The sequence below is a fragment of the Sorangium sp. So ce295 genome, from assembly GCF_051527405.1.
Classification (GTDB): Bacteria; Myxococcota_A; Polyangia; order Polyangiales; family Polyangiaceae; genus Sorangium; species Sorangium cellulosum_B.
Map to the genome: position 1 here is coordinate 3403164 of NZ_CP150324.1, position 14628 is coordinate 3417791.

At 72.0% G+C, this 14628-nt stretch carries 17 protein-coding genes; 7 read left to right on the forward strand and 10 right to left on the reverse strand.

All coding sequences use genetic code 11. From position 1 onward, the window contains the following. Positions 1-2: 2 nt before the first annotated feature. The 4 genes from WMF11_RS13145 to WMF11_RS13160 all read right to left on the reverse strand — a co-directional run bounded on the left by WMF11_RS13145 (position 3) and on the right by WMF11_RS13160 (position 5043). The gene (locus WMF11_RS13145) at positions 3-1049 is read right to left on the reverse strand and encodes a nicotinamidase (protein WP_437908728.1); all 1047 of its coding nucleotides are present in this window, start codon (positions 1047-1049) and stop codon (positions 3-5) included. Positions 1050-1105: 56 nt separating this feature from the next. Beyond that, a complete protein-coding gene (locus tag WMF11_RS13150) occupies positions 1106-3088 on the reverse strand; it encodes a hypothetical protein (RefSeq protein ID WP_437977725.1) in 1983 nt (660 codons plus the stop codon). 143 nt (positions 3089-3231) lie between these two features. Then, on the reverse strand, positions 3232-4062 hold the full coding sequence (locus tag WMF11_RS13155) for a protein phosphatase 2C domain-containing protein (RefSeq protein WP_437979308.1): 831 nt from the start codon (positions 4060-4062) through the stop codon (positions 3232-3234). 291 nt (positions 4063-4353) lie between these two features. After that, complete coding sequence (locus WMF11_RS13160; protein WP_437552160.1) at positions 4354-5043, reverse strand: NUDIX hydrolase; 690 nt, start codon at positions 5041-5043, stop codon at positions 4354-4356. Positions 5044-5197: 154 nt separating this feature from the next. On the opposite strand from WMF11_RS13160, the gene WMF11_RS13165 reads away from it, so the two are divergent. Beyond that, entirely contained in the window at positions 5198-6073 is an 876-nt protein-coding gene (locus tag WMF11_RS13165; RefSeq protein ID WP_437977726.1) for an STAS domain-containing protein, read from the forward strand. A gap of 62 nt (positions 6074-6135) precedes the next feature. Here the strand turns inward: WMF11_RS13165 and WMF11_RS13170 are convergent, their stop codons facing one another. After that, the gene (locus WMF11_RS13170; RefSeq protein WP_437977727.1) at positions 6136-7638 is read right to left on the reverse strand and encodes a L,D-transpeptidase; all 1503 of its coding nucleotides are present in this window, start codon (positions 7636-7638) and stop codon (positions 6136-6138) included. Between the two features lie 231 nt (positions 7639-7869). Between WMF11_RS13170 and WMF11_RS13175 the strand changes: the two genes are divergently transcribed. The 6 genes from WMF11_RS13175 to WMF11_RS13200 all read left to right on the forward strand — a co-directional run bounded on the left by WMF11_RS13175 (position 7870) and on the right by WMF11_RS13200 (position 11001). Beyond that, a complete protein-coding gene (locus WMF11_RS13175; RefSeq protein ID WP_269454239.1) occupies positions 7870-8001 on the forward strand; it encodes a hypothetical protein in 132 nt (43 codons plus the stop codon). Between the two features lie 49 nt (positions 8002-8050). Next, positions 8051-8557 (forward strand): RNA polymerase sigma factor, encoded by a 507-nt coding sequence (locus tag WMF11_RS13180; protein WP_044968331.1) that lies wholly within the window; start codon positions 8051-8053, stop codon positions 8555-8557. Further along, positions 8547-9098 (forward strand): hypothetical protein, encoded by a 552-nt coding sequence (locus WMF11_RS13185; RefSeq protein ID WP_437977728.1) that lies wholly within the window; start codon positions 8547-8549, stop codon positions 9096-9098. Before WMF11_RS13180 ends, WMF11_RS13185 begins: the two co-directional genes overlap by 11 nt. Before the next feature lie 96 nt (positions 9099-9194). Continuing rightward, complete coding sequence (locus tag WMF11_RS13190) at positions 9195-9959, forward strand: phytanoyl-CoA dioxygenase family protein (protein WP_437977729.1); 765 nt, start codon at positions 9195-9197, stop codon at positions 9957-9959. A 142-nt stretch (positions 9960-10101) separates the two neighbouring features. Beyond that, entirely contained in the window at positions 10102-10494 is a 393-nt protein-coding gene (locus WMF11_RS13195; RefSeq protein WP_437977730.1) for a DUF2809 domain-containing protein, read from the forward strand. A 96-nt stretch (positions 10495-10590) separates the two neighbouring features. Next, entirely contained in the window at positions 10591-11001 is a 411-nt protein-coding gene (locus WMF11_RS13200) for a GFA family protein (RefSeq protein ID WP_437908736.1), read from the forward strand. Positions 11002-11073: 72 nt separating this feature from the next. Here WMF11_RS13200 and WMF11_RS13205 read toward each other — a convergent pair whose 3' ends face one another. The 5 genes from WMF11_RS13205 to WMF11_RS13225 form a co-directional block, all read right to left on the reverse strand. Continuing rightward, the gene (locus WMF11_RS13205) at positions 11074-12336 is read right to left on the reverse strand and encodes an MFS transporter (RefSeq protein WP_437552167.1); all 1263 of its coding nucleotides are present in this window, start codon (positions 12334-12336) and stop codon (positions 11074-11076) included. 294 nt (positions 12337-12630) lie between these two features. Next, complete coding sequence (gene trxA / locus WMF11_RS13210; RefSeq protein WP_437908738.1) at positions 12631-13032, reverse strand: thioredoxin; 402 nt, start codon at positions 13030-13032, stop codon at positions 12631-12633. Positions 13033-13095: 63 nt separating this feature from the next. Beyond that, complete coding sequence (locus tag WMF11_RS13215) at positions 13096-13542, reverse strand: hypothetical protein (RefSeq protein ID WP_437552169.1); 447 nt, start codon at positions 13540-13542, stop codon at positions 13096-13098. Positions 13543-13549: 7 nt separating this feature from the next. Beyond that, positions 13550-13939 carry a DUF4150 domain-containing protein gene (locus tag WMF11_RS13220; RefSeq protein WP_437977731.1) on the reverse strand — a complete coding sequence of 130 codons (390 nt, stop codon included), beginning with the start codon at positions 13937-13939 and terminating at the stop codon, positions 13550-13552. A 12-nt stretch (positions 13940-13951) separates the two neighbouring features. Next, positions 13952-14602 carry a DUF3540 domain-containing protein gene (locus WMF11_RS13225; protein ID WP_437552171.1) on the reverse strand — a complete coding sequence of 217 codons (651 nt, stop codon included), beginning with the start codon at positions 14600-14602 and terminating at the stop codon, positions 13952-13954. Positions 14603-14628: the final 26 nt, after the last annotated feature.

Sequence of the window (14628 nt, forward strand, 5' to 3'; positions counted from 1 at the left end):
GGTCATGCGCCCAGGCACGGAATCGGGTCGGTGCTCTTCACGAGGTTCATCCCGGCGGCGGCGAAGCGGGCGAGCGCCTTGTCCGCCTCGGCGGTGAAATCGACGGCGAAGCCCCCCTTGCCGTCGGGCACGGTGACCGGCGACATGCAGTCGGTCATCACGTAGATCTTCTTGGCGAGCGCGCGGTCGGTGAGCGCGATCTCCGTCAAGATGTCCTCGATCGAGCTGCGGACGCAGTGGCTCGCGGCCTGGCCGGCGATGATCACGGCGTCGGCGTGGAGCAGCGTCCTCAGGAAGCCCGTGCTCCGCTGCGCGAGCGGCTGGCCGTCGTGCCGCGTCAGCACCTCGGGCTGCATCACCGAGTAGTTCTCGGTGAGCGGGTTGCCGCCCTTGACCTCGACCCACGACTGCACCCCGCGCGCGAACGCGTGGAACATCCGCGCCTCGTGCACGACGCCCGCGAGCGCGTGGCCGTCGCTCCCGAGGATGCAGTGCGGCGGCCACAGGTAGAGCTTGTATTTCCCGGCCTTCTCGAGCTCCTCGCAGTAATACCGGACCTGCTTCATGAGCCACGGGTAGCTCCCGCCGCAGAGCCACTTCGCCACCGCCGGGTTCGGCCGCACCTCCCCCGCGTCGATCTGCGCCGTCGTGATCTCGCGGTGCGCGGTCAGCGGGCGGTCCTCGCGATCCACCCAGAAGGCCGGGAAGAAGATCTGGTAAGCGAAGTGGGTGTCCATCGTGACGGTGACGTTCGTGATCGACGCGAGGTTCCTGTAGATGAACTCGGCGATGCGGCGGCTGTCGTCGACCGCGCCCGTGCCGCTCCGGCCGGCGACATAGAGCGAGCCCTGCGGGAAGCAGAAGTCCTTCTGCACGTCGATGAGCAGGAGGTGGACGTTCTGCGCGTCCGCGGCCGACGGCTTCACGCCATGCGCCTTCCGCCACGCGGCGGCGGCGCCGTGCAGCGCCTCTTCATTGGGGTGAAAGCCCCACCGCTCGGCGTTCCTGGCGTCGTAGAAGGCGGGCAGGGGGAGCTCTGTCGATTTCATGGTCTCTCTCTCCTCTCGATCGGCCCGCGAGCGCGGGCCGTCAGCTCAGCGTGGATTCACGAGATACGAAGCAAGGTGATCGCCTGTGCGTCGACGACGAACAGGCCCTCTGGGCCGACGAGCAGCCGGGAAGCCTGGGTGACGAACGGCTCGGTGCCGGGGAACTGCCGCGTCTCCACGAGCGCGCCCCCGCGGACCTCGACGCGGACGACGCCGCTGTCGGTCGCCGAGAGCAGGAACCCGGAAGCCGCGCACTTGCCGGTCAGCGCGCCGAGCCACGAGCCGCCTTCCCCGTCGCCGTCGGCGACCGCCTCGACCGCGCCGTCCTCGCGCACGACGACGCACCGGTGCACGGTCCGGCCGGCTTGCTCGGCGGCGAGGAACAGCCATGCGCGCCCGGCGCGGGGGCGCCCGCGGCCGTCGTTCGGACACCCGCGGCCGTCGTTCGGACACCCGCGGCCGTCGTTCGACGACGAGCTCGGGCCGGCGTCGAAGACGCAGGTCGCCGCGGTGAGCTTGCCGCCCGGGAAAGGCAGCTTGACCGTGTCCTTGAGGCCGGGCCGATCGGCGTCGAAGACGAACGCTATCGAGACGTTCCCCGCGCGGTAGAAGCCGAGCCCGAAGGTGGGACCCACCCAGAACAGCGTTTGCCCGGCGAGCACCTCGCCCATCGGCACGGCGTCCGCCTCGCCCGAGAGCGCGGCGGCGCCCGGCTTCCCGCTGCGCAGGAGCTGCCCGCCGCGCGTCCAGTAGCGGGCGCGCGCGTTGACGTCGAAGATGGGCCTCGTCCCGACGCAGTCCACCTGGATCCGCTCGGGCGCGGCCCCCGGCGAGAGCACCACGAGATCGCCGCCCCGGCCGATCAACGTGGCTTTGCCGTGCACCGCGAAGCGCGTCGCGGGGTGCGGCGCGCCGGACATCACGACGGACCGGTCCTCGCGCAGGAAGCGGCCGCCCTCGTTCACGAGATAGGAGAGCCCGCCCGGGCCGAGGGCCGCGGCCAGGATCACCCCGCGCGTGCTCAGGATCCGCGTCGCCAGCACCTCGCCGTGGACGACCGTCGACTCCTTCACGACGGCCGGCGCTGCGCCCGCGCAGGCCTGGCAGGCAGGGCGCGCGTGCTCGACGCCGCACGAAGGGCACCTCGTCCAGGCGAGCGCGTCGAGCAGCCGGCGCGGGAACACGCCGCGCCGGTCCTCGACGAAGACGCGGTAGAGCGCGTCCAGGAGATCGTCCGGCAGGACGCGGTACGGGATGGCCGGCTTCGGATACCGCACCTCGCGGTCGAACACCGTGATGCGGCGGAGCGGCCTCGCGCTCTCGGGCACCCGCGCCGACGCGGACCGCGGCCGGAAGACGCCGCCATAAGGCCCCACGCAGAGCAGGCTCTGCATGACCATCACGGCGAACGCGTACCAGTCGGAGCCCTGCGAGTACGGCCTCGACAGGAGCGGCCGGGGGAGCGAAGGGTCGCAGAGCAGCGGATCCACGAAGCGCTCGGTGAACACCTGGCAGAGGTACGGGCCGAACTGGAAGCTGTCGGCGTCGATGACGAACACCTCGCCGCCGGCGACGAGCACGTTGAGATCGTTGAAGTCGCCGATCACCACGCCCCGGTCGTGGATCGCCGCGACCGCCCTGTGGAGCCGCGCGAGCACCTCGGAGACCGCGGCCGACGAGAGCCCGCCGTGGCGCATCGACGGCTCGCCGTAGCGCAGGAGCGGCTCCGCGCCGCGCACGAGGCGCATGGCGTAGCCCACGACGCGCTTCCTGGTTTTATCGGTCGCGAGCTCGAGGGGCGCGATCACCTGATCGGGCAGCGCCGGCGGGAACGCGCGCAGCTTGTCCTGGTGGCGCTCGATGCGCACCTCGGCGGCGCGCTGCTCGGCGTCCTGCCCGGCGTAATCCGGGTGATCGGGCGTCTTCCAGACCTTGAGCGCGCGGCCGTCGCCGAGGTCGAACACGTCCGCCTCCCCGCCTTTGCCGATCGAGGCCCGAGGGTCGAGCCGAACCCGCTTTGAACCAAGATAAACGTCCACAGTCGCCTCCTCAGGACGCAATCGAACCGAATCGAGCGCAATCGAGGGCAATCGAGGGCAATCGAGGGCAATCGAGCGCAAACACGCGCAGACGCCCTGTCGTTTCCCTCCGCGACTCCTGCGATCCCGCGCAGGGCCGCGCCTCAATCGCGGGCGCCCTGCGCCCTCCGCACGACGACCACCGTCGTGTCGTCTCGGAGCAGCCCGCCCTCGCGCTCCATCCGCTCTTCCTTCCACACGGGCCGCGTCACCGACCGGTTGATGAGCGCGAGCCGCCGCCTCACCGCGTCGGGGTTCCGGAAATACCGGTCGTCCTCCCAGAACCTCGACAGCGGGCCGACCTCGCCTCCCCCCGGGAGCTGCCGTGAAGACGACTCCAGCAGATCGATCGCGCCGTCGGTCCCGAGCAGGGCAGTCCGGAGCGCGCTCGACGGGAAGGCGCGGTGCACGGTGAAGCGCGGCGCCTCGCCGCCGGGCGGCCGATCGAGCAGGCCATACGCGAGGTACGGGGGCTCGTCCCTCGGGAAGGGGCCGAGCCGCAGGAGCTCGTCGCCGAGCGCGATGAGCCCGTCGCCGAGGGAGAACGCGCACGCCCTGTCGCCGGAGATCGCGAGGCCGACCACGGTGAAGAGGAAGAAGGTCGACACGACCTCGGTGAAGCTGCCGCCCATCCCGGCGGCCACGTCGCGGAGCGGCGCGAGCGCCCCGCGCCGCACCTCTTCCCACGTCGCGGGCGAATCGAGGTCTCCGCCGCGCCGGAGCGCGCCGAGCACCTGCTCGGTCACGATCCGCGCCCCGAGCGCCGCGCCCACCTCGCTGCGCGCGCCGCTGCCGCAGCCGTCGCAGACCACCGCGACGAGAGCGCCGCCCTCGGCCCGGAAGGCACAGGCGTCCTGGTTGGGCCGCCCCGCGACGAGGTGATCGGTCCCGGTCACCGTCCCTCCGGCGACCTCGAAGGCCGAGCCCCCTCCCATGTCAGCCAAGAAAGCGACGTCGCGAAGCATGGAGTTCCCTTCTGCGCCCGGCGAGGGCGCGCTGCGGCCGGACCCGGGCAGACGGAGGCCGGGGCGCGCGGTCCTTCCCGGCGCCGGAGCTCCACCGTCCGCGCGGCGGTCAACGCCGACCGTCAGCGCCCGCGCCCGGCGAGCACCCGATCGTTCGTGTATCTTACACACCAAGCTTAGTGTTCGTAGTACACGTTGTCAACCCGGGCGCCGGCGTTCCGGTCGCGCTTCCTTGAGGAGACGGCCAGCCCGCGCTCCGCCTCAGATCTCGAAGCTGAAGCCGTCCTTCTCGAGCCGCTCGTACTTCCGGCGGTCGAACCGGTAGAGCCGCGCCGCGCGGTGCGCGACGTCCTGCTCGACCTCGTCGAGCTCCACGAGCAGCCCGGTGCCGAGCGCCTTCTTCCGGAAATTGCGCTTGTCGAGCGGGCGCTCGAGGATCGCCTCGTAGAGGCGCTGGAGCTGCGACAGCGTGAACTTCGGCGGCAGGAGCTCGAACCCGATCGGCCTGTATCGCACCTTGCCCTTGAGCCGCTCCAGCGCGACCGGGAGGATCTCGTCGTGATCGAAGGCGAGCGCCGGGGTGTCGTCCACCGCGAACCACGCCGCCTCGCGCGCGTCGGTCGCGGCCTTGACCCGGTGATCCCGGAGCTTCACGAGCGCGTAGTACGCCACCGAGACCACGCGCTCGCGCGGGTCCCGCCCCAGGGCGCCGAACGTGTAGAGCTGCTCCAGGAACACCCCCGAGAGCCCCGTCTCCTCCGCGAGCTCCCGCCGCGCGGCGTCGTCGAGCGCCTCATCGACGCGCACGAACCCGCCCGGGAGCGCCCACCTGCCGCGGAACGGCTCGAGCTCCCGCCGGATGAGGAGGACCTTGAGGTCCTCCTCATCGAGGCCGAACACGACACAATCCACCGTCAGCGCCGGCCGCGGGTGCTCGTAGGAGACGGACATTCAACCCTCCGTGTAATTTGCACACGAATCTTGGTGTCGATCGGACACCATGTCAACCAGCGCCGCGGAGCTCGGCTCCTCGGCGCGGGGGAAACGTCATCGACCGACCGACAGCCCCTCGACGGCCAGCGCGCGTGCGCGGTAGAAGGCTCCCATGAAGGGGGACGCGGAGTCGGGCACGGCGGGAGCGAAGACGCGCGAGGAGCTCGAGGCGGAGCTCCGTGAGGCGCGGCTGCTCCTCCGCGCGATCCTCGACCACATTCCGATCACCGTGTGCCGGTACGACCGTGAGGGCGTCTTCACGTTTCACGACGGCAAGGGGCTCGAGGCCGTCGGCGCGAAGCCGGGTCAGTTCCTGGGAGCGAACGTGCTCGAGCTCTTCGCGAACGACCAGGCGACCCTGGAGACCAATCGGCAGGCGCTCGCGGGCAAGGGCGCATACAACATCTACGAGGCGTATGGCGCCGCCTGGGAGACATGGCACATCCCCGTGCGCGACGGCAGCGGGGAGCCCGACGGCATGATCACCCTCAGCCTGGACGGCTCCGCGGCGAAGCGGCGTGAGCAGGAGCTCCGGGCGAAGATCGAGCTCATCGAGACGCAGCAGGAGGTCATCCGCGATCTCTCGACGCCCATCATCGAGGTCTGGGACAAGGTGCTGACCCTCCCCATGGTGGGCGTCGTGGACAGCCTGAGGATCTCCGAGGCGATGGACAACCTGCTCTCGGCGATCGTGAGCAAGGACGCGCGGTACGCGATCCTCGATCTCACCGGCGTCGACGCTGTCGACACGCGGACGGCCGGGTACCTCATCGAGATGATCAAGGCCATCCGGCTCCTCGGCGCGGAGGGGATCATCACGGGGATCCGGGCGAACGTGGCGCAGACGATGATCGCGCTCGGACTCGACCTCTCCGGCGTCACGACCGTTGGCAACCTCCGCGCCGGACTCAAGCTCTGCATGCGGCGCATGGCCGCGGCGGGCGGGGAGGGCGAGCGCGCCGAGGCGGCCAGCGCGCCGGCGAAATAGCGGCTTCCGGCAGGCGCGCGCGAGGCGCGGGCGCGCTCCCGCACGCGCCGGGCGGCGGCGGCTCAGCGATGGATCACGACGCGCGTGGACGGGTCGTCGCGCGTGGCCTGGACCGCGTACCACTCATCGGGTACGGCGGGCTCGGTCCAGTGGAAGAGCCATTTCGCGTCGACCGGCGAGAGGTTCACGCACCCGCCGCTCTGCCCTTCGCCCCAGCGGTCGTGCCAGTAGGCCGCGTGGAGGAGGTACTTGCTGAAGAAGTGCTGGCTCCACGGCACCTCCGCCTCGATCCAGTCGTCCGCGTCGACGTGGGGCGTGATGAGCGTCTTCGTCACCCATTTGCGGCCGATGCTGTACTGGCCGAGCGGGGTCGTCGAAGGCGGCACGAACGGCTCGACCTTCTCCGGCTCCTCGGCCCCGTTGCGCCCGGCCGAGATCAGCGTCGCGAACACGGGGCGGTCGTCCTCGTACGCGATGAGCCAGCCGTCGAGGGCGGCGATCTCGACCCACGTGTTCCTGCGCCCGTCCGCCGGCGCCGAGGGAGGCTCCCCGCCGAGCCGGATCGGGCGGCCCCACGGGTTCCGCGCCCTCCGCGGCTGGACGACCACCGCGTCGCGCTCGAGCACCCAGTGCCCGTCGTCCCGGGTCTCGAGATACGTCAGCTCGCCGACCCGCTTCGATCGGCCCGTCAGCCCGATCCGGCCGAGGCGCTCCCACGCGGCGTCTGTCTTCGCGGGCGGGCCTCCCTCCGTGAGGCGGTACTTCGGGCGCGCCTTGCGGCGAAAGAAGGCCATCGGCAGGCGCGCCTCGGCGCCGAGGTGCACCCCCTCGAAGGTGGCGGGCTCGTACGGCTTGACCTTGTCCTTCGGTATGAACGTCAGATCCGACGCCCAGAGCCAGGTAGTCCCGCCGGCCTCGACCTCCTCGGTCCAGGCGACCGACGAGCGCGGGCGGACCTGCATGTGCCGCAGATCGTGGAGCCCCTCGGGCCACGCCGGCGCGTCGATGCCGTCCACGCGGAGGAGGCGCTTGAGGCCGAGCGACTCGCCGTAGCGGTACGGGAGCGGCCGATCGGCGAGCGGGGCATGGGGGATCAGCGCCTGGCGCACGGGATCGGCGGTGTCCAGGGTGGCCCGCTTGCCGTCGACGCACACATAGCCGCGCGGCTCCACCGCGTAGAACGCCGGGCAGCCGCCGGCGCCGCGGATGGGCTCGAGGCTCTTCAGGCGGACCGAGCCGCCGATCGAGAGCATGCCGATCCACTGCGCCTTGGGCCGCGGCGCGGACCGGATCCACACCTCGCGGCCCCTGGAGTACACGCGCGCGGATCGCGCCCGCGCCGCCTCCACCTCCGGGACCGGCGCGGCCGGGGCCGAGGCGGCCAGCGCCTCCGGCGGCGGCTCCGGCGCGCTGGAGCGCGCGGAGGGCGCGCTGGAGGGCGAGGGCTCCGCGACCGCCACGCCCGCGCTCCCGGCCGCGTCTGCGCGCGAGCCGGCGTCTTGCCGCGATGGCGTGCACCCGAGCCAGAGGGCGCCGAGCGCAGCGAACCACGGGCGGCCAGACATAGGCACGGGACCCTAGCACGTCGAGCCCGGCCGGCGGAACGACGTGCCAGTCTGGACGAAGGCGCTCGCGCCGCGAACGGAGCGGAGGTCGTCGCTCGTGCGGCGATCTGCGGCGATCGCGCCTCGGCGCCAGGATTTCGATCGCCGCGGGTGTCACGCTCGCCCCGCTCGCGCCTAGAGCCGAGGAAGGCCGGCGAGGACAGCCGGTCAGAGAAGACAAGGAGAGATCCCATGCGTCGTTGGCTCAAGGTGACCCTGATCGCGGCCGTCCTCGGAATCCCGGCGGTGGCCTATGCTGGGACGCAGCTCACCGGCGGCTGTCCGTGCGCCGATTGCCCCTGTCCCGACTGCCCCTGCGGCTGAGCATCCAGCGCCCTTGGAACCGCGCGCGCGATCGCTGCTCAACGCGTCGATGAGACGCCTCGCCGACGGCGATCGCGCGGCGTTCGAGCCTGTCTACGCCGCCCTCTGGCCGGCGATCGGCGCGTTCTGCCGCCGCATGCTCGGGGGCGGCGCGGACGCGGAGGACGCGGCCCAGCAGGCGCTGCTCAAGGTATTCGACCGCGCCAGCTCGTTCGATCCCGACGGGGACGCGCTGACCTGGGCGCTCGCCATCGCGACGTGGGAGTGCCGCACGACGCGGCGGCGGCGGTCCCGGTCGAGGGAGGCTCCGGACGAGCATGTCCCGTCGATCGCGGCCGACGTGCCCACGCCGGAGGAGGCGGCGATCGCCCGGGATCTGGACGACGCGGCGCGCGAGGTGCTCGGCACGCTGGCCGAGGCGGATCGCGAGACGCTGAGGGCGACCCTGCTGGAGGTCGATCGCGATCCGTCGGTGTCGAGCGCGGCGCTGCGCAAGCGCCGCGAGCGCGCGTTTGCGCGCCTGCGGGAGGCGTGGAGGAGGATCTATGGAACGTGAGGCGCTTGCGGGCCTGAGCCTGAAGGAGAGGGCCTATCGCGCGTACGAGCGGGGGAGGGCGAGGAGGGCCGCCTGGGCAGCGGCGCCCACGATCGTCGTGGCGCTCGTGGCGACGCTGATGAGCGACCGCCCGGTCACCACCGCGATCCTCGGCGCGGCGCTCTACATCGCGGCGGCGCTGCTCTCGTGGCGCGGGCAGCAGCTCGGGCGAGGCGTGCTCCCCGGCGTCGCGGCGGGGCTCGTGCCCTTCGCAGCGGCGCACGCGGCGCGCATTTACGGTCACCTGTGCACCCCGGAAGGGTGTGTATCCATCTGCGTCCCTGCCTGCCTGGCGGGCGGGGTCGCCGCCGGCGTGCTGCTCTCGCGGGTGCTGCGCCGGTCGGAGCGGCTCGGGGCGTCCTGGGCCTCGGCGTGCGGCGTCGCCGCCCTGACGGGCGCGCTCGGCTGCGCCTGCATCGGCTTCGGCGGCGTGGTCGCCCTCGCGGCGGGGCTGCTCACCGGCACAGCGCCGCTCGCGCTCCGCCCTGCGCGCGGCGCGTGAGGCGCCGTATCGCGTCGGCGAGCGGGACGTGCTGAATCGACGGCCGCGGCTGGTCGGCCGCGCGGCCCGCGATGGAGCGGGTGTATGCTGGACCCCGTGGAAGACACGAGGCAGGGCCCTGACGCCGCGTTCGAGGCGGCTCTTGCAGCGCTCGGCGCGGGGCCATCTGCCCTCTCGGCCGACGAGAAGCGCGCGCTGGACGATGCAGGTTACGTCCTGTTCTGCTCGGCGGTCGATCCCGCGTGGCTGAAAGCGCTGCGCGCCGAGTGCGACGGGTGGCGTGACGACGGCGAGCGCGACGCGGCCCAGGGCGGCAACCAGCAGATTGGCCACCTCGGCGAGCGCCACGGCGCTGTCCTGCGCGTCGTGCAGTGGCCCCGGCTGCTCGCGGCGACGTGGCACGTGCTCCGCCGGTCGTTCGCGCTGGGGGCGGTGGCGTGGCGCTGCCCGCGCCACGGCCTCGGCCAGCAGGGGCTCCACATGGACTGGAGCTCGCAGGGCGATCCGGGCGCGTTCCACGTGGTCACCGCGCTGTGGTACCTGGACGACGTCACGCCCGACAATGGCCCGACGCGGGTCGTGCCCGGGTCTCATAGGCTGCGGCGGAGGCCGCCGAAGGATCTCGCGGAGCCGGCCAACCGCCACCCGCAAGAGATCACGGTCCAGGCCGGGGCGGGCTCGGTGCTCGTCTTCAACGGCCATCTCTGGCACTCCGGGACGCGCAACCGGAGCGGCGCCCCGCGGCGCGCGCTCCAGTGCGGCTTCGTCGCGCGGGAGCACCGGGGCGTGTCGTGCACCGTGGTGGACGAGCCCAGCGGCATGCCGCCGGCGGCGCGTCTGGTGCTGGGGGTGGTGGCGTGATAGGGCCGTCTCGCGACCAGACGCCCGACGACAGAGGAGGACCGGCAAGCGCCGGAGGCACCAGGAGAGGTAAGGTTGGCGTTCTCTCCTGGCATCCGGGCATCCCGGCGTTTCCACGCTCTCGCTACGCTGAGCTCTGCTCATGACGGAAGCCGCTCGCAAGCGCCTCGCGCTGGCCCTCCTGATCGTGGCGGTCGTCCCTGTCGGCCTGATCGCCCGGTTCCACGGCGGTCCGGTCTGGTTGCGCAACAGCGCCGGCGCGGTGCTCTACGAGGTCGTGTGGATCGCGGCGGCGCAGATGGTGTGGATCTACGCGCGCACGCACCGGCTGGCGCTCGCGGTCTTCGCCGCGACGTGTGGGATCGAGCTGCTCCAGCTGAGCCAGGCGCCGTGGCTGTGGGCCGCGCGCAACACCACCCCGGGGCGGCTCCTGCTCGGCGCGAACGGCGGATTCGATCCCGCGGACTTCGCGCTGTATGGCCTCGGTTGCGTGCTGGGTTATGGGCTGTGCCGGCCGCTCCGGGCCTCCGCCTGATGCCTGCGCCGCGCCGGGAGCGTGCGCCAGTTGCCGCGCGTGCCGCGAGAGGCCAGGCTGGCGATCGCGAACTCCAGGAACCAGGAGACGATGGCCATGTCCGAGGCTCACCACACCGGCGGCTGTTTGTGCGGCGCGATCCGCTACCGTGCGCGTGGCGCGCCGGTGAGCGTCAACATCTGCTACTGCAGCCAGTGCCGGCGCCAGTCCGGCGCGCCCATGCCGGCGTTCGCCACCTATCCCGACGAGCAGTTCGAGCTGCTCTCCGGCTCGCCTGCGACGTATCGGTCGTCCAGCTTCGCTGTCCGCCAGTTCTGCTCGACCTGCGGCTCGTCGCTCTTCTGGCGCCGCGATGGCGCGCGGGAGCTCGATATCTTCCTCGGCACCATGGACCGCCCGGGCGACCTGCCGCCGCCGTCTTTCCAGCTCTGGACGGCGCACCGCGTGCCGTGGCTGCCCGCCATCCCGGGGGCCACCGAGCACCGCGCCGACAAGACCACCGTCTAGGAGAGCCTCGATCGCGTTGATCGAGAGTGAAGTGAGACGCCAAGGACAGAGCGAGTTCGATTCTCGCTCGACTCAGCACTTCGTGGGCGCAGGCAGGCTCGCGCCCGTGGGCTCCCGTCGCGGGCTCGCCCGCCCCACGGCGGCGGCGGCGATGGCGGCGAGCGCCCCGACGATGGCGAAGGCATAAAAGCCCCACGGGTACGCCACCCCGGCGTCCAGCAGCGTGCCACCGACGATCGGACCGCAGATGGCGCCGAGTCGCCCGACGCCGGCCGTCCAGCCAAGCCCGGTCGCCCTGCTGCCGTCCAGGTAGACGCGCCCAACATAGGCATACACCAGGGCCTGCGCGCTGAAGACGAAGCAGCCGGCGAGCAGCACGGCCCCATAGACGCCGGCGCCGGGGAGCCGGACGCTGAGCAGCGCAAGGAACACCGCGGCGGCGCTGAACCAGCCGATGACGGACGGGCGCACGCCGAGCCAGTCCGCCACGTGGCCGGCGAGCACCAGGCCGATCACCGCGCCCACATTGAGCGTCAGCAGCATGCTCAACGCCGCGCCGAGCTCGTATCCGGCCTGCCGCATCATCGCCGGCAGCCACGTGTTGAGGCCGTAGATGAGCAGCAGGCCCATGAACGAGGTCACCCAGAACGCCAGCGTCGGGCGCATCAGGCCGGGCCGGAACAGCGAGGCGACCGGGCCCAGAACGTGGCGCAGCGACCGGCGCGGCCGCGCCACCTCGAGGAACGATCCGGATTCCGGCAGGTAGCGGAGCATGAGCGGGATCACGACCAGCGCGGGCGCCGCGCCGATGACGAACATCGCCCGCCACCCCAGCGGCCTGATGACGACGATGCCGAGCAGCGCCGTCAACACCGCGCCGACGTGGTACCCGGTCATGATCGTGGTCGTCGCGCTGCCGCGTTTGCCGGCGCGCGCGTGCTCGGTCACCAGGGCGATCGCCGTCGGCAGGCAGCCGCCCAGCCCGAGGCCCGCGAGGAAGCGGAAGAGCCCGAACACGAACGCGGACGGCGCGAACGCGCACAGGAGCGTGAAGAGGGAGAACTCGAGGACGGCCAGGAGCAGCGCCTTGCGCCTGCCGATGACGTCGGTGACGGTGCCAATGGTCATCGCGCCGATCGCCATTCCGATGAGACCGACCGTCGACAGCATCGCCGCGCCGTCCGGGTCGAGGTCCCACACCTCGAGCTGGAGCAGCACCGGCAGCACCGTGCCGAGCACCACGAGATCGAATCCGTCGAGCAGAACGGCCGCCCAGCAGAGCGGGACGACCCAGCGACCGCCGCCCGGCACGCCAGTCACTTCACCGATAGACATGGTTTCCTCCGCTGCCTCATCGCCCCTTCAGCGCGCTCTCGGCGCCGCATGGCAGATGTGACGGGAGGTACAACGTGGCGGGGAGACGCCTCTGGGTCGATCAAAATGAACATCGATGACATCGAGTCACTCCGATGGCTCCACGCCCCGTCCTGACCGGACGTGGACGACGGCGCCGGGGACTCAGCCTGGAACGGCCGCGCGGGCGCCCCCAGCGTCAACGAGGCCATCGACAAGGGCGCCACGGGGATCGGGGCGGCGGCGTCGGCGCCGCCCCTGCAGGCAGCGTTCTCCTCAGGGGCCTTCGTCGACGCCGCCTCCGCCGGCGGCCTCCTTCGCTTCGTCCTCGGCGATCTTCGCCCGCACCTCGTCCATGTCGAGCGAGCGCACCTTCTCGATCACCTGATCGAGCGCCGAAGCGGGCAGCGAGCCCGCCTCCGCGAACAGGAGGACCTTCTCGCGGAAGATGAAGAGCGTCGGGATGGAGCGGATGTTGAAGGCCTGCGCCAGGTCCTTCTGGTCGTCCGTGTTGATCTTCCCGAACACGATGTCCGCGTGCTTCTCGGAGGCCTTCTCGAAGACGGGCCCGAAGACACGGCAGGGGCCGCACCAGGGCGCCCACCAGTCGACGAGGACGATGCCGTTCGACTCGACCGTCTTCTCGAAATTCTCCGCGCTGAGCTCGATGGTACTCATCGGCGGAGCATACCCCCGAGGCCCGCCCGTGTCGCCGAGCGAGCGGCCAGGCGCCGCCGGCGCTCAGGGCGCGTTGCAGACCATGATGTGCTCGATCGCCTCGACGAGGAGCTGCTCGACGCGCTCGGGCCCGACGTCGGCGGCGCGGGCGAACCGCTCCAGATCGAACGGCGTGGGGTTGACCTCGAGGTAGGCGAGGATCTGGAGCGGGTGGCCGGCCCAGCGGATGACGCAGAAGCCGACCACGTTGCGGCTCGCCCTGGCCTCGCGCAGGCCGAGGGCGAGCTCGACGCTCGGCGTGTCGTGCCCCTCGTCGAGCACGATGCGCGGCGCGTGCCCCGCCTTGCGGAGCTCGGCGGCGAACTCCTCCATCGGAGGGCGGAGCAGGCGCTCGCGCAGGTCGTCGAACTCGCGGAGGAAATCCGCCTCCGCGGGGGCGCGCGCCTCCTCGAGGCGCCGCGCATAGCGGGCCGCGAGGCGCTCGATGCGGAGCCGGTTGTGCTCTTTCAAGGGCCGCCTACGGCGCGAGAAGGAGCACCTTGAGCTGGCTCGGGACGATGCTGACGCCAGGCGCGTTGACGGAGTTCTGCATCGTGACGCTCGTCATCCGCGTGGCCGGCGCGCCGCCGACGAGCACGGTGAAGGCCGCCGTGACGTGCCGCGAGGGGCCCATCACCGTGTGCGAGACGACGCCCGTCTCCAGGCCGGCGTTGTCGCCGTTCGTCAGCGGCACCTGGGTCGCCATGTTGTGCGCCGGCGTGCACATGAACAGGACGTTGTAGACCGCCGGCACCCCCATGGGCTGCGCCGCCAGGTTGGGGTAGGGCACCGGCAGGTGCGCCGGCGGCGTGAGGCACACGTCGGGTCCGCCCAGGGCCATGCCTCCCATCTGCGTGTTCGCGAACATCTGTGCCTCCCGTCAGCCGAGGTGGATCTGCCCGCCGTCGATCTTGGTCAGCTCGCCGCTCGAGACGAGCGTCGCCTGCGCCTTGATGTTCACCGCGGACTTCGCGGTGACCTCGTAGTACTGCGCCCGCACCTGCTCCGACTCGGCGATGAACCGGTACGCCCGGTCGAGCCGCTGCACCCAGCGCTCCGCGATCGACTCGACCGACCGCGCGACCGTCTTCACGCGGTCCACCTGCGCGACGAGGTGCTCGCCCACGTACGTCATCGCCCCGACCGCGAGCGAACCCTCGCTCGCCGCGACGCGCACCTTGCCCGCGGCCACCGCGGCCTCGGCCGGCGTCACGAGGCGCACGCCCTCGGCCGCGGCCACCGTGACGCGACCGCGCGGGGCGCTCACCTCGAGGTCCCCCTCGGCCACGAGGCGCGTCGGCGCGTCGCCCTCGCGGTCGAGCACCGCGAGCACGTGGCACCCCGCGTCGTGCAGCGCGACGAGCACCCGGTCGCCGAGCGCCGGCTCGACGAGGCAGCTCACGGCGCGCTTCGCCGCGTAGTCGCCCGACCCGACCCGCACCTGGAACGACCCGTCCGTCGCTCCGATCACCGCGCCGACCTCCTGGATCGCGAAGGTCTCCACCCGCTGTCTGGCCAGATTGTCTCGCATCGTGTCTCTCCTGCTGTCGGGAGGGG